Origin of the sequence: Halocatena halophila (genome assembly GCA_027563145.1) — an archaeon.
Lineage (GTDB): Archaea > Halobacteriota > Halobacteria > Halobacteriales > Haloarculaceae > Halocatena > Halocatena halophila.
The window spans coordinates 2,302,825-2,323,742 of sequence record CP071306.1 but is presented as its reverse complement, the minus strand read 5'-3'; the positions used below and the strand labels follow the sequence as shown (position 1 = coordinate 2,323,742).

The window sequence follows — 20,918 nt, the reverse complement described above, 5'->3', positions numbered from 1 at the left end:
TAAACTGATGGATCACCGTCGTGAATCATCAAGTTCGTCCGCGTTTGTCTCGTTGGCACCGCGCCAGAGCAACAGTCCGAGCACGATCGGCGAGAGTACTCCTGCCACCACGGCCACGAGCATCAACTGTAGACTCGGAGAAACCTCATCGTCATCACCATCAGTGGCAGCGTTCTGTGGCGGCTCCGTTTCGGTCAGCTGTGCGATGGTGTCACGAGCGCCCGTGCCAGAAAGCGTTCCTGCACCGCCGATGATCGCCCCAAACCGGCGTCGAGAGACCGTTCGAGTGGAGTTTTCACGCACAATTATGCGCTCAATCAGCGGCCGTTTCCTTCAGCGTTTGCCAAGCCATCACGCAACCATCATACCGGACAGAGCGAGCCGATTCGCAATCGTTAGGGCGGCCAATCGGCACACACCGTCATGGACGAACGAATTCGAGAACACGCACGGATTCTCACGGAGTGGAGCGCAGGCGTCGAGGCGGGCGACGATGTCGTCGTTCTGGTTGGCGATGGTGCACACGAGCTGGCGGTTGCCGTGGCGAACGAGCTCGGCGAACGCGACGCGAACATGCTCACGCTCGCGGCCTCGAGTGAGATATCCCGCGCGTATCTCCGTGCACACGACGGTGAGTTCACTGCTGCGCCCGCATACGAACAGCAGCTGTACGAACACGCAGACGTTGTGTTGAGTCTCCGCGGGCCGACGAACACCAGCGAAGCCAGCGATATCGCGGATGCGACACAGCAGGCCTTCGCCACCGCCAGGGCTCCAATTCGAGAGGCGCGTCTCGACACCGACTGGGTGTCGACGATCCATCCGACCCGAGCGCTCGCACAACAGGCCGGAATGTCATTTGCAGCCTACCAGGAGTTCGTCTACGACGCCATTCTGCGCGACTGGGAGGCACTCGCCTCCAAGATGGCACAGCTCAAATCCGCGCTCGATGACGGCGAGACCGTCCGTATTCAAACGGGGGCAGGAACGGATCTCACCCTCTCGATCGCGAACCGGACCGCAATCAACAGCGCGGCCTCCGTTGAATACGACTCACACAATCTTCCATCCGGAGAGGTGTTTACTGCACCGACAACCACCGAGGGAACTGTCGTGTTCGATCTGCCATTGACCTACGCCGGCGAGCGGTTCGAGAGAGTCGAGCTCACGTTCGAAGACGGCGTGGTAACCGACTACGACGCGGATAACGTCGAGTTGCTTGAGACGATTCTAGAAACTGATCCCGGCGCGCGACGGCTCGGCGAGCTGGGCATCGGAATGAACGACGGCATCGATCGGTTCACCGATAACATCCTGTTCGATGAGAAAATGAGCGAAACGATCCATCTGGCGCTCGGGCGAGCGTATGATGCGTGCCTTCCGGCCGATGAAGACGGCAACGACAGCGCGGTCCACGTGGATATGCTCGTGGACATGAGCACGGACGCATCGCTCAGTATTGATGGTGAGACGGTGCTCAAAAACGGGCAGTTCCAGCTGTCGTAGCGTTACTCGACGTTGATGTTGGCCGAGGAGTCGTTCCGTTCGAATTTGATCTCCAGGATGTTGTTGTTGAACGTTGCGCTGGCAGCGTGTTCATCCACCGAGACGGGGAGCCGAAGCTGTTCTTCGTACTCCCGGTGCTCCGTGCTGGCCGAGATGGTCAACGTCTTCCCATCGCATTTCACGTCAATCGCCTCCTTGTCGATCCCTGGCAGATCGGCGATGACGTAGACGTGGTCGTCGTCAGTCTGGGTGGTGAGGTGAACGTCCGTCCCAAAGCCTGAGTCACCATTTTCGACATGCATGTCGAAATTGCCACCCATCATCTCGTCCATCATCCGACTGAGCTCGTTGAAGATGTCGTCGAACGGGTCCCGGTCGCGCGATCCCATGATTAAACCTGAAGCTCCGTGTGATCAAAAGCCTTCTGAACGCGACCCTTTCAACCACCCCCATTAAATTAATAGCAATTTCTATTGAACCGTACCTGTGGTGTGTGAGAGTTGTCACCAAAGTATCAGCCAGCATACCGAACACTTGCGGAAGAGTTATCAAATTGCCACTTTCAAATGAAACGACGATGGCTGAGCAGCCACTCTCCACGGCGACAGTCAAAACGTTCGCATCACGATTCATCGAACGGCAGTTTGTGGCTGCAACACACATGCTCACCGACGATGGACGAGCCACAATCGTCGAGGAATGTCCCGAGTTTCTGCCCAGCGATGGGATGGATGCAACCGATGTGCTCGAATCGTACTGGTGGGGGCTCCACGCCCAGTACGGTACGCCAACCTCAATTGGAAACATCACCGAGCAGGACGGAGGGATTTCGGTCACGTTCACGTTTGAGAACGTCACGGAGACCGTCATCGATGATCTCGGTGCGTGGATCACCGAGACCAGCATTCGCTGAGAAGAACTTCGCCGTGGATGGACGCCCTACAACCCCATTCCCATCGCTTCGTTCGTCCGGGCGATGCTCTCGTCTGCATCGGCCACGCCGGTGACCGCACGGATCGCATCAATGTTCTCCGGAACGACGTCGCTCTCCTGGTGGATCGCCTGGAAGCAGTAGAGGTCGTCGCCCTCAATGCTGATCGACTCCTCCCAGATGCAGTTCTCCCAGAGATCGCCACGCGGACGCCCCACGTCGTGGGCGTACTCCTTTAGCTTTCCCGAGCCATCAATCGCCATCGATGGCTTGATGCAAAACAGCCGGGATTCGTCCGCCAAAAGCTCCCGCACGTCCGCCTCGTCCGGCACCGTCTCGAGCGTGACGTTGACGCTGTGGGTGTGCATCAGCGTGGCCGGCACTTTCATCCCAAGGGTGTCGATGTCGAGCTCGGGGAAGATCGTGTTGACATCAGGGCCGTGGTGGGACGGCAGCGTCACGGGATTCGGGAGGATGTCGTTGATCGGCCCGCGGCCAGTCTGTCCCGGGTCGCCACCACGACGCACGAGCGTCACACGTGCCTTTTCGACGCCATACGCCGACTCCAGCGGCGCGAGCAGTCGGGAAAGCCCCGTCGTGTTACAGGACACGACCCGAACGTGGTCCGCGCCGGTCGCCGCGTCGTAGTTCGACCGCGCGTTGAAGCTCACATCGACGAGATCGGCGTCCTCGCCGCCCTGATAGAGCGCGGGCGTGTCGTGTTCTGCATACAGCGACTTGTTCTCAGCACCAATCCCGGACGGACAGGCATCAACGACCACGTCGCTCGCTGCTACCAGCTCGTCAACGGTGCCGGCAAGCTCGATGCCGGCGTCGTCAAACTGCTCAATCCGCTCTTCGATGGCCGCAAAGAGGGGATAACCGTTTTTAACCGCTGTCTCTGCCTCGAAATTTGGTCGCGTCTTTGCGACGCCGACGAGCTCCATATCCGGTTGCGCGACGACAGCATCCGCAACCCGTTTGCCGATCGTGCCGTAGCCATTCACTCCGACGCTGATCATACCTGAGTGTGCTCTACCGACGTGGGTAAACGTTTCGAGGTTATCGAGCGCTCTATTGCCCGTTTACTCGTTTCTGAGTGAGTTCTCAGCCGAGCAGACAGACTGGAAGGACAAACGCTTTTTCGAGCTCCACCCAGGGTAGATCATGACCAGCGAACTGCAAACGGCCGCAGAAACCGCCATCAACCAGTGTTTGGGACTGACAGCCGACGAGCGGTGTGTGATTGTCGCCGATGATGGGACCCAACCGATTGGCGAAGCACTCTACAACGTTGCCCGAACGATCTCTGCGGACACCACGATCGTCCGGTATCCCCCCGGTGACCAGCACGGCGAAGAGCCACCAGCCCCCGTCGCTGCCGCGATGGCGGCGGCCGATGTGGTGCTCGCACCGACGACGAAAAGCCTGAGCCACACTCGTGCGCGTTCGGACGCCAACGAAACCGGTGCCCGCGTCGCAACGCTCCCAGGAATCACCGAACGGGTGTTCACCACCGGGCTGGATGTTGATTACGCTGCAATCGAGCGCCACACCCAGCAGGTGTTCGATGCCGTCAGCGACGCAGAGACCATTCGAGTCACGGCCCCAGCGGGCACCGACATCACGTTCGAGATCGGCGACCGACAGTTCCAACAGGACACCGGTATCGTCCACTCGGCGGGCGAAATGTCGAATTTGCCGGCGGGCGAAGCGTTCGTCAGTCCCGTCTCAGCCACCGGCACGTTTGTCGTTGACGGCACGATGATGCCCCATGGACTGCTCGACGACGGCCAGACGCTCGCGTTCACTGTCGAAGACGGGCAGGTCACCGAAATCGAGGATCCAAAAATCCGCGAACAGATCGAAACCGCCGCCGAGGAGGTTGGCGAGGCAGCCTACAACCTCGCAGAACTCGGGATCGGCACGAACGTCGCTGTCACTGAGCTGGTGGGCTCGGTGTTGCTCGACGAAAAGGCAGCGCAAACGGTCCACATCGCCATTGGCGACGATGCATCGATCGGTGGCGACGTGAGTGCGCCGTTGCATCTCGACGGGATCATCACCGACCCCACCGTGACGGTGGACGGCGAGACGATCTCGTTGCCCACGGCTGACGAGTAGCCAGGCCACAGCCGTGCCGAACCGCCTATACGCGCCCAGCCAGTAGTCGTGATATGAGCGATACGACGCCGAGTCACGTCCCAGCGACGTGTCCGGCCTGTTCTCCGGAACACGAGACCGCCCACGAGGTGCTCTCACCAGGCGGACAACCAACCGTCCGGTGTACGGACTGCGACCACGTCCACAAAACGACGATCGAACGCGAGCCGACGATCGAATGCGACGTGATCGTCTCACAGGATGGCGAGTCGTTTCACACGCGCGTTGAAGCACCGCCCACCGAGACGATTGCCGTCGGCGAGGAGTTCGTCGTCGACAGCGAGATGGCGCTGATGACCGTGCGAATCACCTCACTGGAACTCCCTGACGGCAGAGAAGAGGAGGCACGCGCGGATGCGGTCTCGACGATCTGGACACGTGCAGTCGACAACGTCTCCGTGAACGTCACCGTCAATCCCAACGACGGCCGACACGAGGACACTCGGAGTTTTGAGGTGCTCGTCCCCGGTGACGAGGAGTTTGCTGTTGGAAGCACCCGGTCGATGGCCGACGAGGAGTTCACGATCAAATCCATCAAACTGCGAGACGACACAACGGGCTACGACCACGAACAGCTCGATTTCAGCGGTGACAGCGCGTATGCAAAAGACGTACTGCGCATCTACGCCGACGATGAAACCTCTTCGGCCTGGTCTGCCTGGTAAGTACCCATGACACACGACGCGGCTCGCAATCGACTCGTTGATGGCCTCGAACGCAGCGGACGAATCGAGAGCGAGGCCGTCCTCGAGGCGCTACGGTCGGTTCCAAGACACGAGTTCGTCCCTGACGACCAGCAAGAGCACGCCTATCACGATCGACCGCTCCCGATCGGGCACGGTCAGACGATCAGCGCACCACACATGGTGGCGATCATGACCGACGCGCTCGGACTCGCCCCTGACGATGGCGTCCTCGAGATCGGCACGGGCTGTGGTTATCACGCGGCGGTCGTGGCCGAACTCGTCGAAAGGCCCGTCTCGAGTGTGGAGCTGATCGAGCCACTCGCAGCAGCCGCCCAACAACAACTCGACCGTCTCGGCTATGACGTTCGGGTCAAACACGGTGATGGCCACGACGGCTGGCCCGAACACGAGCCCTACGACGCGGCGTATCTGACGTGTGCCACTGCCGAGATTCCCGAGGGCATCATCGATCAGGTCACCACCGGCGGAACGATCGTGGCACCCATCGGATCGACAGCACAGGAGCTCATCATCGCACGAAAACGCGCGGACGGGACACTAACACGATCGAGTGACGGTGCCGTCAGATTCGTCCAAATGCAGTCCGAAGAGAACTAACGGCCCAGAGACACACAGTCGGTTGGTTTTTATCCTGCCTAGTGCAAGTATTGCCACATGAGTCGAGAGTCAACGGTTGTACACCAGCAGTACATCAACGGTGAGTTCGTCTCTGGGACGGGAGACGAGACGTTCACCTCGGAGAATCCGGCAACGGGCGAGACGCTCGGCACCTTCGAACGCGGGACGACAGCCGACATCGAGCGCGCAATCGAGAGCGCGAACGCGGCGTTCGAGGAGTGGCGCAACCTATCGCACATTCGCCGTGCGGAGTATCTCTGGGAGATCTACCACGAGCTAAAAGAACGAACGGATGAGCTCGGCGAGATCGTCACCAAAGAGTGCGGTAAGGAGATCTCGGAGGGGCGTGCTGACGTGGTCGAGGCCGCTCACATGGTCGAATGGGCTGCCGGCGACGCTCGCCACCCACACGGCGACGTTGTCCCAAGTGAGATTCCATCGAAAGACGCCTACATGCGCCGCAAGCCGGTCGGGACGATCGGCTGTATCACGCCCTGGAACTTCCCGGTCGCCATTCCGTTCTGGCACATGGCCGTTGCGCTCGTCGAGGGGAACACCGTGGTCTGGAAGCCAGCAGAGCAGACGCCGCTCTGTGGGCAGGTTATCGCCGAGATGTTCGACGCAGCGGGGATCCCGGACGGTGTGTTCAACATGGTCCAGGGCTTTGGCGATGCTGGCGCGGAGATCGTCGATTCCGCAGAGATCGATTCGGTGTTGTTCACCGGCAGCGCAGAGGTTGGCCACGAGATTGCCGGGAAGGTCGCACAGCAACCCGGTACCACGTGTGCCTGCGAGATGGGCGGGAAAAACGCCGTGCTCGTCACCGAGAAGGCAGATCTTGACATTGCCGTCCACAGCGCCGTGATGTCGTCGTTCAAGACGACTGGCCAGCGCTGTGTCTCAAGCGAGCGGCTGATCGTTCACGAAGACGTGTACGACGAGTTCAAATCGCGCTACGTTGAGCTCGCCGAAAACGTGGCGGTTGGCGATCCACTCGAGGAAGACACGTTCATGGGGCCGCTGATCGAAGAGCGCCAGGTCGAGCGATTCTTCGAGTACAACCAGCTCGCACGCGATGAGGGCGCAACCGTCCTCGTTGACCGCGCCGAACTCGACGCAGAAGAGATTCCCGACGGCCACGAGGATGGAAACTGGGTTGGCCCGTTCGTCTACGAAATCGACTACGATGATGCGGGCGAGCTCCGCTCGATCCGCGAAGAGGTGTTCGCCCCTCACGTCGCGCTGATGAAATACTCAGGCGACATCGAACGCGGCGTCGAGATCCAAAACGACACCCCGTACGGGCTTGCCGGCGCGATCATCTCAGAAGATTACCGTCAGATAAACTACTACCGCGACCACGCAGAGCTCGGGCTCTCGTACGGTAATCTCCCGTGTATCGGTGCCGAAGTCCATCTCCCGTTCGGCGGCGTGAAAAAGTCGGGCAACGGCTACCCGAGCGCGCGTGAAGTGATCGAAGCCGTCACCGAGCGCACTGCCTGGACGCTCAACAACTCCAAAGATATTGAAATGGCACAGGGACTGTCGGCAGACATCACAACCGACAACTGAGGAAAACCGAGGGGTGAGGAGGCGACGGTGACGAGCGGATTGCGCCGGTCCGACGAGAAAAGCGCCGTGCCGGCAGTTACCGTAACATTTCGGCCCGCTATAAATGTTCGCCTCACTACACTCGGTTATCCCGCCCAACTCAGCAACGATTCAGTTCTTTCTGCAGTGCAGCTTCGATATTGGAGAGCTCCCGGTCCAGATTTCGTCTGAAAAACCGTTCGACGCCGGGGAGCTTCCCGGTCACCGAAAACGTATTCGTGAGCGTCGTTCCTGTCGGCATCGGCTCGAGTTCGTGTTCACCAATCACCGTAACCGCCGAGGAACGACCCGTGAATCTAACGTATTCGGGTGGTTCGCGGTCGGTCTCTGTGGTGGTGATCGGAATGGTCTGACGAACGAGTGGAATTGGAAGTTCGACGTGCCAGATGGCCTTTTGGGGACCGACCGCTTCGTACTCCTGAACGACGCTAATGGCCTGTGCGCGTTTTTCGGGGTCGGCAATAAATCGCCAGACTGCCTCTGGTGCAGCCGCAATTTCGATCGTCTGTGAGAGTTCCACGGTCATATGTGCCCTTCGGGACCCGAGCAAAAAGCACACCTACTCTGGTGTCACACGCCAGGTCGTCGAGCGAGCACGGCCCCACTTTTCGATTTCGACATCTTCGGCCGAGTCGGCCAGCCGTGGGAGCCGTGCACCGACCTGTTTCGATGAGAGTCCGAGCTGGTCGGCGATACGCTTGGCCCTGAAATAGCGTTTACCGGACTCGACGCTCTCGTGGAGATAATCGAGGATACGTTGATCCTCGTCGGTGAGGGTGGCCATGGAAAGTACCTATGTGCTCTATGGATTAATGATTTCGGACGATCCAGACAGGTGAACGGCCGTGACACAGAGTGCACCAGCGACCATTGCGCCTGCAAAGCCCCACGCTGCCAACAACTGCTCGTGCTGGAATCCCATCGCGAGCATCACCAGCGCGCCGACGAGACCGAGCACGCCAAAGACCATTGCGATCCCAGTTCGTTTGTCTGACTCGGCTGTTACCGTTTCGCTCATTGTGCTGTGAGGGGTGTTGCTCGGGTAAAAAGCCCCCGCTCTCAGCCTGTCACGCCACCGAGACACCACGCTTTTGTGAGGCGGGCGAAAACTGCGATTATGTCCGAGAACGACGAATCTGAGGAGTCCAACGAATCTACACCGGCCGACGACGACGCAGACCAGTCGTCCGAGGAGGAAAAATCGTTCCGCGAGCGCGTCGAGGAGATTCGCGAGCGTCGTGAGAGTGAATCTGAGGGTGACGACCGCCCAGACGATCCGTTCGGCGGCGGCGGTGCACCCGGCGGCATGGGTGGTGGCGGTGGCAACCCATTCGCACAGATGATGGGCGGCATGATGGGCGGCGGCGGCGGTCCCGGCGGCATGGGTGGCATGGGCGGTGGCCCAGGCGGTCGTGCTGGTGGTGGCGAAAGTAACGAGGAGATGGTCCGCGAGCTCCGAAAGCTCCGCGATGAGGTCCACGACGCCCGTCGTGAACTAGAGCGTATCGCAGACGCACTCGAAGACTAGAACGAGCCGATTGAGCGCTGGAGTGGCCGATCGGGACGACCGCGTGTGATCTCATAGCCGACCAGCGATCGACAGTCGACGACGTACGTTTCTGTTTCCCGTTCGAGCACCACGAGCCGGCCTTTTCGTCCACGAACCGTCCCACTCAACACGGTTTCATGAACCGGCGGTCGTTCGAGATCGAGTCCGTAGTCGAATGTGAACGTCTCGACCGGCGAATGCCGATCTAGCAGCGACGACCACGCCACAGGATCGACAGATCGAGTGAGCCCGGCGATTTTCGTATCGATCCGAACGCGATCGGTGAGTTTGGTTGCGAGATCGGCTTCGTGCTGTCGGGCGATGCGGCCGTCTGCAACCGTTTCGAGGTGGGCCGCCCGGTCTGCGCCCTGTTCTTTGAGTCGCGTCGTGAGCCGATCGCGCTTTGTCACCCCGACTTTGAACGTATTTGGTGCGAATGCGGCGAGATACACCGCATGCGGGACCGTACAGTCCATTTCGTCTTTCAAACACGTCCCGATACAGCGGGCACAGATCCAGGTTTGGTCGTGTAATTGACAGTACGGTGCACCCGTTTTCTCACAGGATTGGTGGCTGTCGGCCGTGAGCACGCCGGCACAGTGGCGCTCACCGAGTGCGTACGACAGTTCGGTGCCCGGCGTAAGCGCTATCGACTGTGGCTCACCATCGCATGCGAGCATGAGCGTGCCCGAGGAGGCACGGTAGCCAACGATCTGCACGACAGTTGGTAGACGTGGTACCGATAAAATTCTGTCTCGTCGAGCTGCTTCTGGCACAGGCAGGGGGGTTCCCTATACCAGTATGACTGCTACGTGTACTCGTGCAGCCCGAACCCCTCTGGGAATCACACAGCCATCCTGACGAGACGGGACAGGCGATCGCAATCCCGATCGCCGCCGCCGACGGACAGCTCACGCTGGAAGGTGCGAAAACGGCCACAAGCAGCCCGGCAATCGATCACTCCACGCGGTGGACGATCACGTACACGCTCAAGTTCGATGGGCTCGAACGGACGGAGCTGCTTGGCTATGCCGCAAGCTATCACGATCTGACCACAGCACTCACGGCGTATCTGGATGCGATCAGGTCAGTCAGCGATGGTGGAAAACGACCGCCCATTATGGCACTTTGCAGGACACTCGAACGGACACGGCCAGCCGCTGTGACCCCTCCCTAGACCCCCGGCGGCTGAATACCGGCCTCACCGTCTGCATAGCGGAGATAGAGCGCTGAGTTGATCAGCCCCACGTGGCTCAGCGCGAGCGGGAGATTCCCCCGAAGCTCTCCGCTTTCTGGGTCGATCTCTTCTGCGAACAGCCCGAGCGGGCTCGCATGGTCCAGAACGGTCTCGTACAGCTGTCTTGCCCGCTCGATCTCGCCTCGGAGCACCAGACAATCGACGAGCCAGAACGTACAGACGATGAACGGATGATCAGTCGTTTCGATCCCGTCACCACCGCGATACCGATACACGAGCCCCTCCTCGGTGGTGAGCGATCGCTCGATCGCGTTGATCGTTCCGACCACGCGCCCGTCAGTCGCATCGAGAAAGCCCACCAGCGGGATCCGTAACGTGGCGGCGTCAAGGCGCGAGCTGTCGTCGAACGACTGAACGAAACTATTCCGATCGGCATCGAATCCACGATCGATGACGGTCGTGTGAATCCGATCACGGGTGCGTACCCAGCGATCGATGGGGGCATCGAAACCCCCGTCAGCAGCAATTTTGATCCCCCGATCGATGGCAGCCCAGCAGAGCACCTTCGAGTGGACGTACTGTCTGGGTGCCGTCCGTATCTCCCAGATCCCGTGATCCGGCTGCTCCCAGACGGAACAGACGCGATCGACTACGCCCCTGATCATTTCCCAGGTGGCCTCGGAGATCGGCTCGCCGTAGCGATACGCGCGGTGGATCGAAAGCAACAGCTCGCCGTACATGTCGTGCTGGAGCTGTGTAGATGCCGCATTACCGATCCGGACCGGTGTCGAGCCTCGATAGCCAGAAAAATGTTCGAGCGTCCGCTCGGTTGTCTCCTCGCGCTCTGTGAGCCCGAAGAGTGGCTGGCTGTTTCGGGTTTTTTCGGTCGCGTGACACTGTGCGAGACAGCGATCATACACACGTCGAGCTTCGCGAACGTGTCCGAGCTCGTACAACGCCTGAATCGTGAACGCCGAATCCCTGATCCAGCTGAATCGGTAATCCCAGTTGCGCGTCCCCCCGACAACTTCCGGGATGGACGTCGTCGCGGCTGCAGCCAGCGCGCCGGTGCGCCAGTTGCTCAACAGCTTCAGTGCCAGCGTCGAGCGGACTGCCATCTCATGATGCGGGCCAGCAAACAGACAGCGGTTCGGATGCGTACACTCGTGGGACCACGATCGCCAGAAATCGAGGGTAGCCCCGAGTTCTGACTCGCACGCAGCGTTCGGTAGCGGGTCACGTCGGTTGTACTGCAAGACGAGCCAGCTCGTCTCGCCGGGCGCTATCGTGATCGTTCCGGTCGCCATGTCGCTCCCGTCGGCAGCCGACTCGATCGTCAGTCCATACTCGGTGCGGACGAACAGATCGGTTTCGTCGGCCCGTGCAATCACACCCCCGCTCGTCGGCTGCATGGACACGGTCGCTCTCGCGTAATCGAATCGGGGCATAATCTCGATGGATAGCTCTAGTGGCCCGCGATCGCAGGAAAGCCGGCGATAGATCGCCGTTGGTCCGGCGTCGGTTCGTCCAGCCACGGGCATGAAATCCGTCACCGTCCCCTTGGCATCGGCCGTCCGAAACGTCGTATCTAGCACGTTCGTTCGTCCACGGTACGACTGCGTGGCGTCGAATGAGGCCGTTGGCTGGACCAGACAGCAGCCACCAGAGTCTGCATCGAGCAACCGGGCGAAGACGCTTTCAGCCCCCAGTGTCGGCACACACCACCAGTCAATTGACCCCGTCGCACAGATCAGTGCGCAGGTCTCGAGATTGCCAATAATTCCGTAGCGTTCGAGCGGCTGGTGAACGCCACCATTCGACATATCCGTACGTTCGATCGCTCTGGGGTTAAGTCTCCGGTGGCGAAGGCTCGTTGAGACGTTTCGTACGGAAATCCAATACTAATTTATGATTCGATAGCCAAATAATTATTAGGGAGAGGATGACGAACGTTTCTCACGATCGGCGGATCAGCGGTACACAAAAGGTCGACCAGAGTGTAGTTGGCCGGCGAGTAAAGTGATTCACCCTCAACAACATGTCTAACGACTGGTGGTCTTCAATCAGCGGGCTGGGACAGCGCCATTCCCAGGAAACCGACGTGCCAGAGCAGGACGACACGATCACGTCCGCGCTGGAGGCCGAGTCCGTCATCGTCGTTTCGAACCGACAGCCGTATCGCCACCGATTCGAATCCCCCGACGATGGCGATCGATCGGTGGCTGTCGATCGTCCGACCGGTGGCCTGACAGCAGGGCTCGATCCAGTGATGCAGCGGTTGAACGGCACCTGGATCGCATGGGGTGATGGCGACGCAGACCGAACGGTCGCAGATAGCGACGGAAAGCTTCGTGTCCCCCCCGAAGAGCCAACGTACACGCTCCAGCGGGTGTGGCTCTCCGAAGAGGACGTTGCCAAGTATTATTATGGCTACAGCAACCAGGCGTTGTGGCCACTCTGTCACGTTTCACTGGAGAATACGCAATTCGACACCCAGCAGTATCGGCGGTATCGAGCGGTAAACGAGACGTTTGCTGAGGCAATCTTAGCGCACACGACGCCCGAGAGTGTGATCTGGTTCCAGGATTATCATCTGGCGTGTGCGCCGGCAATGGTTCGCGAGCAGTGTGGCGACGAGCAATTTTTGTTACACTTCTGGCACATTCCGTGGCCCTCAGTGCCGGTGTTTCGAATCTGTCCGCAGGCGCGGGCACTCCTGAAGGGGCTGCTCGGCAACGATCTCATCGGGTTTCACGTGCCGGAGTACTGTCGGAACTTCTGCAACTGCGTCTCGGAGCTGTTAGCGGAGAGTTCAGTCGACGTAGAAGCCGGTGAGATCACTTACAACGGGCGGACAACTGCCGTCCGTGCGTATCCGATGGGGGTCGACGCAGAACGGATCAAGCGCCGAAGTCTGGACGTCGCCGAATCGACGTGGCGCTCGTTCAAAGCTGACCGGGGAATCGATCCGGACGTTCGGCTCGTTCTCGGCGTTGACCGGCTCGATTACACCAAGGGGATACCCGAGCGGCTCCGGTCGCTCGAACGCCTGTGGGAACAGCGCCCTCGGTGGCGTGGCAGATTCACGTACGTTCAGAAGGGCTCCGAGAGCCGCTCACAGATCGAGGCGTATCAACAGCTCCAGCAGACTGTACGCGAAATCAGCACACGAATCAACGAGCGCTTTGGAACCGACGAGTGGCAGCCCGTCGTGTTGATCGACGCTGCACTCTCGCGAAAACAGCTCTCTGGGTTGTATCGATACAGCGATGTGGCACTCGTCACGCCGCTTCGAGACGGGATGAATCTCGTTGCCCAGGAATACGTCGCCGCGCAGGTCGACGATGATGGCGTGTTGATCCTGAGCGAGCTCGCCGGCTCGCACGAGCAACTCGGCGATGCCGTCCTATCGATCAACCCCTACGACATCGAGGGACAGGCCGATGCCATCGAGCGGGCACTCACGATGCCAGAAGCAGAACGCCGACACCGTTGTCGGCGGCTCAGACGAAGCGTCCACGAAAACGATCTCACCGCCTGGCTCGAAGACGTGTTCTCGACCGTCACGGAGCGTCAATCGGACGAAACCGGACCGTAACACAGTGTGTACATTCACTCAAATGACAAACTCCACGAACGACAGTGTTGCCGATACGGCGCAAACGAACCGCTCGCCAGCTCCTACACCAACGCCAGCACCGCTATTGTGCAAGCGAAAAGACAGATTTCGGCACTGTCTCGAAACGAGCGATGCTGAACGGCTCTTTCTTGGGCTGGATTTCGATGGAACCCTCGCGCCACACGTTGACGATCCCACCAGCGCAGCGATGCGTTCGGGAAATCACAAGTTGCTCGAACGACTCGCGGCACACCCCAAATTCACCGTTGCGGTTATCAGCGGTCGTGAGCTCGCAGATCTTCGGTCGCGTGTCGATGTCGATGGCATTCGGTATGCGGGCAATCACGGCCTCGAGATGGACACGAATCCACCGCTCGAGTCGCCGGATTCGGTGCGATCGACCATCGGTCGGGTCTGTGGAATGCTCGAGCGAGAGTTGGCTTCGATCGACGGCGTACAGATCGAGAACAAGGGTATTACCGCATCGGTCCACTACCGTGATGTCGAAACGGACGGACACGAACCCGAACAGCTGTATCAGCTGATCGACGCGGTTGTCAGTGACGCCACCACCGACGACGGGAAACTCAGACTGACGACCGGCCACGACGTAATCGAGTTGCGACCCCCGATAGACTGGGACAAAGGCAGAGCTCTCAGGCAGTTCATCGACGAGGAAACGGCCAGTGTGATTCCACTGTTCATCGGCGACGACACGACCGACGAAGACGCATTTAGCGTCACCAGGACGGCAGGTATCGGGATTCACGTGGGCACTGCAGAAACGCTTGCAGATTTTCAGGTGTCGGGCCCGGCTGCGGTGTCCGAACTCTTGGAGTGGCTGTGCGAGACGGGATCTGAGTGTTTGTGATCGGGTAGCGTCGTCGTCTCGGCCCCACCCTGTGATATATTGCCATGGGACTCCTAGGTGAACCGATCACCAATGCGCACCTATGAAACCGGCGAATTCACGCTCGAACGGGTGCGAGAGCACGTCTGGGAGCTTCCACAGACAGGCTCAATGAACGTGCCGGCCCGCGTGCTGGCAAACGAGTCGCTGCTCGATGAAATCAGCGACGACCGGACGTTAGAGCAACTGCGAAACACGACCGAACTCCCCGGCATAACGACACACGCCCTGTGCATGCCCGACGGCCATCAGGGGTATGGCTTTCCCGTCGGTGGCGTGGCCGCCATCGACGCCGAACGGGGCTGCATATCGCCAGGTGCTGTTGGCTACGACATCAACTGTGGCGTTCGATTGCTGCGGACGAACCTCACGTACGACGATCTGCAGGGCAACGAGCGTGCGCTCGTCGAATCGTTGTTCGATGCGATTCCGTGCGGGTTGGGCAGCGGTGGCGTGATCGACGCTGATGCGGTCGATATCGATGCGATACTTGAGGATGGTGTCGAGTGGGCAATCGAGGAGGGCTACGGCGTGGACGCTGATCTGACACACTGTGAAGACCACGGCCGGCGACAGGATGCCGATCCGACGGCCGTCTCTCAGACCGCAAAAAACCGGGGGAAAAAGCAGGTCGGAAGCCTTGGAAGTGGTAATCATTTCCTGGAAGTCCAGCGGGTGACAGACGTGTTCGATCCGTCGATCGCCGAACAGTTTGAGCTTTCCACCGACCAGATCGTGGTGTTGATTCACACCGGCAGTCGAGGACTCGGCCATCAGGTCTGTACGGATTACCTCGAGGCGATTGAAACCGAACACGCCGATCTGCTTGAGCGGTTGCCTGACGATGAGCTGGCAGCCGCTCCGGCCGACAGCCGACTCGCCCGCGAGTATTACGGCGCAATGTGTGCGGCGATCAACTTCGCGTGGGTGAACCGACAGGTAATCGCCCACGAAACACGGCGGGTGTTCGAATCCGTCTTCGAGACGGACTTCGAAGACATGGCGATAGAGCTGTTGTACGACGTGGCACACAACAGCGCCAAGCTCGAGCCCCACACGGTCGATGGCGAACAGCGTGAGCTGTTCGTCCACCGGAAAGGCTCGACGCGTGCATTCCCGGCCGGTCGAGACGAAATCCCAGCTGCCTACCGGACCGTCGGCCAGCCGGTGTTGATTCCTGGCAGCATGGGCACCGGAAGCTACGTCCTCTGTGGCAGTGCTGGTGGTCCAATCCAGACGTTCGGCTCGACTGCCCACGGCGCCGGGCGGATCATGAGCCGCACGCAGGCCAAACAGGAGTACTGGGGCGGCGACGTGCAAGACGAGCTCGAACGAGAAAATCGGGTGTTCGTCAAGGCTGATAGCGGCGCGACGATCGCCGAGGAGGCTCCGGGCGTCTACAAAGATATCGACGACGTGGTGGCGGTGTCCGAGTCACTGGGGATCGGAACGCCAGTGGCGCGGCTGTTTCCCGTCTGCAACGTGAAGGGCTAGTCCAGATAGGACATCGCCCGTTCGTCGCTTACCTGCTCGAACTGGTCGTAAAACTGTCCGACAGCTCGGAAGGCCTCGGGGGTTTCGAGACAGACGACGGCCTCGAAGTCGGCCTCGATTGCAGCGATCGATCGAGGAGAGCCGACCGGAACGGCGAGCACAACCCGAGCCACGTCGTCGTTGACGAGCCGTTTGAGACACGCACGAACGGTCGCCCCGGTTGCGATCCCATCGTCGACGAGAATCACTGACTGGTCTGTGAACGAACGGAGCGTCTCCGTGTCGCGATATCGCCGTGCCTTCTCACGCGCAGCCCCAGCCAGCTCTTCGGTCTTCGAATCGATATACGCATCATCGACACCGAGTGATTCGATCGCCTCGTCGTTCAGCCAGAGGCTGCCATCGCTTGCCACCGCTCCAATCGCGTACTCTGGATTGTGTGGCGCACCAATTTTTGTGGCCACCACCACGTCAAGGGGCCGATTAAGCGAATCCGCTACCTGACGGCCGAGTGGAAGCCCACCCCGGGGAATCGCACAGACGACATCACCGTCGATCGATCGCTCCTTGAGCGCGTGGGCGAGCTGGGTGCCGGCGTCCGTTCGATCCGTGAAGGTCATACCCATACTTAACGCTCTACTGGTAAGTATGCACCTCCGAGACGAACGCGACCCCGACGTCAAGTCCAGTGGGCAGACCACCGGTGGAGATATTCACCTGGCAGGCGAATCTCGTCGGACATGCAGCGTAATCGCTCGAACAGGGAGACACTCCGGGCAGTTGGTTCTGTGATCGGTTTGATTGTGGTGACGTGGATTCTCACGAACGTCGTTGGGTTCGTGGTGGTCGGCGCACTGTGGATTGCCGACATCGCACTCACCAGTCCACCAAGCTACGTGTTACAGTTTCTTACGCAGGCGGTCGTGTTTATCGGCGTGGCAGTCGCGTATAGTCGCTACAGCGGCGTTTCACTCAATATTCGTCGGCCAACGATTCGACACCTCGGTCTCATTGTTCTCGGAACAATTGCTCTGCTCGGGCTCGCACAGCTGCTCGGCTGGTTGTTCATGGAACTGGACGTGCCTGGGGGAACCAACCAGATCGAGCGGATCGCCCGGAGCAATCCCCAGCTGTTGCTCGCGCTCATTCCGATCGCGTTCTTTCTCATCGGCCCGTCCGAGGAGCTACTGTTTCGTGGCTGCGTCCAGGGTCGACTCCGGGAATCGTTCGGGGCAAAAGCGGCGATCGCACTGGCGAGTTTGCTGTTCGGTTTGATGCACATCCCTGCGATCATCGCCACAACTCCAGCCGGCGTGGGAAGCTACATTCTCACCACATTTGTCCTTGGGCTCTTGCTCGGATCGCTCTATGAGTACACCGAAACGCTCGTCGTTCCCGCGTTTGCCCACGGGCTGTACAACGCCATTCTCTTCGCTGCGCTCTATCAGACGATCGGGTGAGTGGTTATTCTACGTCGGCGCTCGTCGCGCGATTCAGCGACCAGACGGCAATTCCACCCAGCACCAGATCAAGGCCGATGAGCACGCCCAGTGCCGGCACGAGCGTGTTCCAGACGCCACCGAACCAGTTGATTGAAATTACAGTGAGCAGATCCTGGCCGAGCATGAGCGCACGCACCGCGTCCACTCCGTAGGTAACCGGATTGAAGCGGGCGACGGTCTGGATCCAGCCCGGTAACACCGCAAGCGGCAAAAACGCGCTCGAAACGAACAGCAACGGCAGCTGGACCAGATTCGCGCCAATGATCGTCGACTCCTGATCTCGCGTCCACAGCGCCATCAGATTCGACAGCGCCGTAAACCAGACGGCAAAGCAGATGCTGATGAAAAAGATGCCAACGACGCCAGGCCAGCCAGTCGCGACGTACGTTCCCACGGCACCGCCGGTGTCGGCCCAGAGCAACACGTAGCCAAGTCCCAGCACGATCGACACCTGGACGACGATTCGCAACACCTCAGAGAGGGCTTTGCCGAGAAACACTGCCGATCGGCGCATCGGACTGACGAGCACCTTCTCAAACATTCCGCTCTCGATGTCGTCAACCAGCCCAATCCCGGATGACGATGCGGCAATCAGGGCGGTCTGGATGACGATTGCCGGGACGAGATACGTGATATAATTGACGTTTTCCCCGAGTGTGCTCGTCAGTGCACCGCCGGTAACCGAGCCGAACACGGCCGTAAACAGCCAGAGAAAGATGATCGGATTCAACAATGAAGAGACCACAACGAACGGATTTCGGACGGTTTTCCGGAGCCACCGCTCAAGATTGATCCAGCAGTCCACGACGAATGGATTTCGCGTGCCAGCGGGTGGGGAGCTCATTGGTCAGCCTCCAGATCCATTGGCGCGTCGCTGCTCGCGTTGCCGTGCTCATTCGATTCATCTGTGAGCGCGAGAAAGACGTCGTCGAGCGTTGGTGATCTGGTCTGAAAGCCGGCGATTTCGAACGATTCTGCCAGCGTCGTGATCAGCTCCGGGCCGAGTGAGTGCGCGTTCGATGCGGTAACCGCAATCCCCGATTCGGTCGGTTCGACCGAAAGTTCTGCCTCCTCGATTGCATCAATCGTCGCCCTGGCGCGCTGGATCGTTTCGGGCGTCGGTTCTGTGAGGGTGATGTCGATCACGTCGCCACCAACCGTCGATTTCAGCGCTGCTGGTGAGCCGTCCGCAACGATAGTGCCATCGCGAATGACCGAGATTCGATCGCAGAGCTGGTCTGCCTCCTCAAGATACTGCGTTGTCAGAAAGACGGTCGTGCCGTCATCGTTGATCGTTCGGAAGTAGTCCCAGAGGCGGTTTCTGGCCTCCGGGTCGAGTCCCGTCGTCGGTTCGTCCAGAAACACCACTGGTGGCTGATGGACCAGCGCGGTCGCCACGTCGAGGCGTTTTTTCATCCCTCCAGAGAAGCTCTTTGCGAGCGAGTCGGCTTCCGCTTGGAGGTCGACGAGATCGAGCAGTGTGTCGATTCGCTCGGAACGATCAGCCGACCGGACGCCGTAAGCATCACACGCGAATCGAATGTTTTCTCGTGCGGTCAGTTCTTCGTCGATGCTAGTCTCCTGTGCCATGTAGCCGATCGAACTGCGGACCGCCCGTGGTCGGTCGGTGACATCGTAGCCGTTGACGGTGATCGTCCCGCTGGTGGGACGCAGCAACGTCACCAGCGTTTTGATCATCGTCGTTTTGCCCGCACCGTTGGCACCGAGAAAGCCAAAGAACTCGCCTTCCGGAATTTCGAGTGACACTCCCCTGACGGCGCGGGTGCCATCAGCGTACACCAGCTCGACATCGGTTGCGGAGATCGCTGCCATACAGCCCGTGGCCCCCCACACCACTAATTCGTTGTGAAAAACGCATCAATTCGAGTACAGTTTTCGAAGAAATGAAGGAAGTAACTTCCAATGAAAACTACTACTCGGTGTATCTTGAAGGGGCACCTGTGTTACCACAGGTGCAAAGGTAATGGCTCGCTGCCATCTGTATGGTGGCTGTATAAACTAATCAAACTTAATGTGAATTATTTACTAATAGTTTTTATATTATAAATTCGTAACTATATCTGGGTTCGATCCAGCGGTAAATGGATGGACCCAAAGATATTCGCTTCCCATATATATATGATATTTGCCTGTCTTTACCACCTTTTTCGGTGTCTATCTCATACCGGACTCGTGCTGTAATCAGAACATGCTAATTTCATTTTCACCCATATGAATCCATCAACACTTCACATATGAGTTATTATCTATCAACTAATTTTTGAATGTATGGGAAAGAAAGTTTCCTGTCAAAACTGTGGACGAACTGTGGAGATTGATCCTGGAGAGAATGGCAACCCTCGTTGTGAGGGCTGTGATCAGTTCGTCTACGATTAGTCATCTGCAGACACAACTTTGGGAGTTGCATTCGCAACGAATTTTTCGCGCTGCTGTTCGACACATTTGGCGAGCTGGGGCAAGTCCCATTCCTCCGCCAACCGTTCATACCTTGCACGTGCGCGCTGACCGCGTTGAATCGCCCGTTCGTAGCCTTGCACGGAATCATCCATACGATATGGTACAAACCCTACGTCAGCAATCTCTTCGGGTGTGAAATGGCCATCCCGAACGTGATCAGCTGGTTCTGTCCATGGCTGGTCCTGACTCATGAAGGTCTGCACCGCTGATGGAGGATAACCGAGGATCACGCCAAGGCGCTTGGCCCATCCTCGTGACCGTTTGCGACGGCCATTGGTTGGAACGAGATCAAGGCGTCCACGACTGGCAGCCACAAAAACGAAATTCGTGCCAGCACGAAACGACACGTGTAATCCAAGCTGATCACAGAGATCAGCAAGCCCCTGGTGTGGCGCAAAGCGATGGTTGGGAAATTGATTCTCGTTGGGCTGGAAAATCATCGCTGGTTTTTCTCCAGCCAACACATCAACGAAAACCAATGCCGGCATGGAATCCATGTCCTCCGTATCGCCAAATCGGCTCAGAAAGTCGCTTAGCAAGTCCTTTGACTCGCTTGGTAGACCGGGAGCGCATGCCACTGGCTCGAACATGCACTCTATTAGCTCCGACTGCACATAAATATGATTTATTTT

Annotated in this window: 24 protein-coding genes; 12 read left to right on the top strand and 12 right to left on the bottom strand. The window is 59.0% G+C overall.

Features of this window, described 5'->3' with window-relative positions; translation table 11 throughout:
- Positions 1–12 precede the first annotated feature (12 nt).
- Positions 13–303 (bottom strand): hypothetical protein, encoded by a 291-nt coding sequence (locus tag JXQ78_RS12375; RefSeq protein ID WP_330631076.1) that lies wholly within the window; start codon positions 301–303, stop codon positions 13–15.
- 120 nt (positions 304–423) lie between these two features.
- On the opposite strand from JXQ78_RS12375, the gene JXQ78_RS12370 reads away from it, so the two are divergent.
- Positions 424–1,506 carry an aminopeptidase gene (locus JXQ78_RS12370; RefSeq protein WP_330631075.1) on the top strand — a complete coding sequence of 361 codons (1,083 nt, stop codon included), beginning with the start codon at positions 424–426 and terminating at the stop codon, positions 1,504–1,506.
- Positions 1,507–1,508: 2 nt separating this feature from the next.
- On the opposite strand, the gene JXQ78_RS12365 is transcribed toward JXQ78_RS12370, so the two are convergent.
- A complete protein-coding gene (locus tag JXQ78_RS12365; RefSeq protein WP_330631074.1) occupies positions 1,509–1,895 on the bottom strand; it encodes an Hsp20/alpha crystallin family protein in 387 nt (128 codons plus the stop codon).
- 188 nt (positions 1,896–2,083) lie between these two features.
- On the opposite strand from JXQ78_RS12365, the gene JXQ78_RS12360 reads away from it, so the two are divergent.
- The gene (locus tag JXQ78_RS12360) at positions 2,084–2,419 is read left to right on the top strand and encodes a hypothetical protein (RefSeq protein WP_330631073.1); all 336 of its coding nucleotides are present in this window, start codon (positions 2,084–2,086) and stop codon (positions 2,417–2,419) included.
- A 26-nt stretch (positions 2,420–2,445) separates the two neighbouring features.
- Here JXQ78_RS12360 and JXQ78_RS12355 read toward each other — a convergent pair whose 3' ends face one another.
- Positions 2,446–3,459 carry a type II glyceraldehyde-3-phosphate dehydrogenase gene (locus JXQ78_RS12355; RefSeq protein WP_330631072.1) on the bottom strand — a complete coding sequence of 338 codons (1,014 nt, stop codon included), beginning with the start codon at positions 3,457–3,459 and terminating at the stop codon, positions 2,446–2,448.
- A gap of 145 nt (positions 3,460–3,604) precedes the next feature.
- Here JXQ78_RS12355 and JXQ78_RS12350 point away from each other — a divergent pair, with 145 nt between their 5' ends.
- Genes JXQ78_RS12350 through JXQ78_RS12335 form a run of 4 tightly spaced genes read left to right on the top strand, consistent with a single transcriptional unit; the run spans position 3,605 to position 7,497 of the window.
- Entirely contained in the window at positions 3,605–4,561 is a 957-nt protein-coding gene (locus JXQ78_RS12350; RefSeq protein WP_330631071.1) for an aminopeptidase, read from the top strand.
- A gap of 53 nt (positions 4,562–4,614) precedes the next feature.
- Positions 4,615–5,265, top strand: coding sequence for an HVO_0476 family zinc finger protein (locus JXQ78_RS12345; RefSeq protein ID WP_330631070.1), 651 nt, complete (start codon positions 4,615–4,617; stop codon positions 5,263–5,265).
- A gap of 6 nt (positions 5,266–5,271) precedes the next feature.
- Positions 5,272–5,904, top strand: a complete 633-nt coding sequence (locus JXQ78_RS12340; protein WP_330631069.1) for a protein-L-isoaspartate(D-aspartate) O-methyltransferase — start codon at positions 5,272–5,274, stop codon at positions 5,902–5,904.
- A gap of 57 nt (positions 5,905–5,961) precedes the next feature.
- Entirely contained in the window at positions 5,962–7,497 is a 1,536-nt protein-coding gene (locus tag JXQ78_RS12335) for an aldehyde dehydrogenase family protein (protein ID WP_330631068.1), read from the top strand.
- A 139-nt stretch (positions 7,498–7,636) separates the two neighbouring features.
- On the opposite strand, the gene JXQ78_RS12330 is transcribed toward JXQ78_RS12335, so the two are convergent.
- Genes JXQ78_RS12330 through JXQ78_RS12320 form a run of 3 tightly spaced genes read right to left on the bottom strand, consistent with a single transcriptional unit; the run spans position 7,637 to position 8,554 of the window.
- The gene (locus JXQ78_RS12330) at positions 7,637–8,062 is read right to left on the bottom strand and encodes a CoxG family protein (RefSeq protein ID WP_330631067.1); all 426 of its coding nucleotides are present in this window, start codon (positions 8,060–8,062) and stop codon (positions 7,637–7,639) included.
- Positions 8,063–8,095: 33 nt separating this feature from the next.
- Positions 8,096–8,320 carry a DUF7123 family protein gene (locus JXQ78_RS12325; RefSeq protein WP_330631066.1) on the bottom strand — a complete coding sequence of 75 codons (225 nt, stop codon included), beginning with the start codon at positions 8,318–8,320 and terminating at the stop codon, positions 8,096–8,098.
- 18 nt (positions 8,321–8,338) lie between these two features.
- Positions 8,339–8,554 (bottom strand): DUF7525 family protein, encoded by a 216-nt coding sequence (locus tag JXQ78_RS12320; RefSeq protein WP_330631065.1) that lies wholly within the window; start codon positions 8,552–8,554, stop codon positions 8,339–8,341.
- Between the two features lie 99 nt (positions 8,555–8,653).
- Between JXQ78_RS12320 and JXQ78_RS12315 the strand changes: the two genes are divergently transcribed.
- Positions 8,654–9,064: a hypothetical protein gene (locus tag JXQ78_RS12315; protein WP_330631064.1), complete on the top strand. Its 411-nt coding sequence runs from the start codon at positions 8,654–8,656 to the stop codon at positions 9,062–9,064.
- On the opposite strand, the gene JXQ78_RS12310 is transcribed toward JXQ78_RS12315, so the two are convergent.
- Positions 9,061–9,804, bottom strand: coding sequence for a DUF2797 domain-containing protein (locus JXQ78_RS12310; protein ID WP_330631063.1), 744 nt, complete (start codon positions 9,802–9,804; stop codon positions 9,061–9,063). The genes JXQ78_RS12315 and JXQ78_RS12310 overlap by 4 nt on opposite strands.
- Positions 9,805–9,905: 101 nt before the next feature.
- Here JXQ78_RS12310 and JXQ78_RS12305 point away from each other — a divergent pair, with 101 nt between their 5' ends.
- Positions 9,906–10,262: a hypothetical protein gene (locus tag JXQ78_RS12305; RefSeq protein ID WP_330631062.1), complete on the top strand. Its 357-nt coding sequence runs from the start codon at positions 9,906–9,908 to the stop codon at positions 10,260–10,262.
- Here the strand turns inward: JXQ78_RS12305 and JXQ78_RS12300 are convergent.
- Positions 10,259–12,106: a glycoside hydrolase family 15 protein gene (locus tag JXQ78_RS12300; protein WP_330631061.1), complete on the bottom strand. Its 1,848-nt coding sequence runs from the start codon at positions 12,104–12,106 to the stop codon at positions 10,259–10,261. The genes JXQ78_RS12305 and JXQ78_RS12300 overlap by 4 nt on opposite strands.
- Before the next feature lie 215 nt (positions 12,107–12,321).
- Here JXQ78_RS12300 and JXQ78_RS12295 point away from each other — a divergent pair, with 215 nt between their 5' ends.
- From JXQ78_RS12295 to JXQ78_RS12285, 3 genes are all read left to right on the top strand, one after another.
- Positions 12,322–13,881: an alpha,alpha-trehalose-phosphate synthase (UDP-forming) gene (locus tag JXQ78_RS12295; RefSeq protein WP_330631060.1), complete on the top strand. Its 1,560-nt coding sequence runs from the start codon at positions 12,322–12,324 to the stop codon at positions 13,879–13,881.
- 22 nt (positions 13,882–13,903) lie between these two features.
- Positions 13,904–14,773, top strand: a complete 870-nt coding sequence (gene otsB, locus JXQ78_RS12290) for a trehalose-phosphatase (RefSeq protein ID WP_330631059.1) — start codon at positions 13,904–13,906, stop codon at positions 14,771–14,773.
- Between the two features lie 72 nt (positions 14,774–14,845).
- On the top strand, positions 14,846–16,306 hold the full coding sequence (locus tag JXQ78_RS12285; protein ID WP_330631058.1) for an RtcB family protein: 1,461 nt from the start codon (positions 14,846–14,848) through the stop codon (positions 16,304–16,306).
- On the opposite strand, the gene JXQ78_RS12280 is transcribed toward JXQ78_RS12285, so the two are convergent.
- The gene (locus JXQ78_RS12280) at positions 16,303–16,932 is read right to left on the bottom strand and encodes a phosphoribosyltransferase (RefSeq protein ID WP_407934023.1); all 630 of its coding nucleotides are present in this window, start codon (positions 16,930–16,932) and stop codon (positions 16,303–16,305) included. The two genes, JXQ78_RS12285 and JXQ78_RS12280, sit on opposite strands and share 4 nt — an antisense overlap.
- A gap of 114 nt (positions 16,933–17,046) precedes the next feature.
- On the opposite strand from JXQ78_RS12280, the gene JXQ78_RS12275 reads away from it, so the two are divergent.
- Positions 17,047–17,766: a CPBP family intramembrane glutamic endopeptidase gene (locus tag JXQ78_RS12275; RefSeq protein ID WP_330631056.1), complete on the top strand. Its 720-nt coding sequence runs from the start codon at positions 17,047–17,049 to the stop codon at positions 17,764–17,766.
- Positions 17,767–17,770: 4 nt separating this feature from the next.
- Here JXQ78_RS12275 and JXQ78_RS12270 read toward each other — a convergent pair whose 3' ends face one another.
- The 3 genes from JXQ78_RS12270 to JXQ78_RS12260 all read right to left on the bottom strand — a co-directional run bounded on the left by JXQ78_RS12270 (position 17,771) and on the right by JXQ78_RS12260 (position 20,774).
- Positions 17,771–18,652, bottom strand: coding sequence for an ABC transporter permease (locus JXQ78_RS12270; protein ID WP_330631055.1), 882 nt, complete (start codon positions 18,650–18,652; stop codon positions 17,771–17,773).
- Positions 18,649–19,641: an ABC transporter ATP-binding protein gene (locus tag JXQ78_RS12265; protein ID WP_330631054.1), complete on the bottom strand. Its 993-nt coding sequence runs from the start codon at positions 19,639–19,641 to the stop codon at positions 18,649–18,651. The genes JXQ78_RS12270 and JXQ78_RS12265 overlap by 4 nt, the downstream gene beginning before the upstream one ends.
- A 560-nt stretch (positions 19,642–20,201) precedes the next feature.
- Entirely contained in the window at positions 20,202–20,774 is a 573-nt protein-coding gene (locus JXQ78_RS12260; RefSeq protein ID WP_330631053.1) for a hypothetical protein, read from the bottom strand.
- Positions 20,775–20,918: the final 144 nt, after the last annotated feature.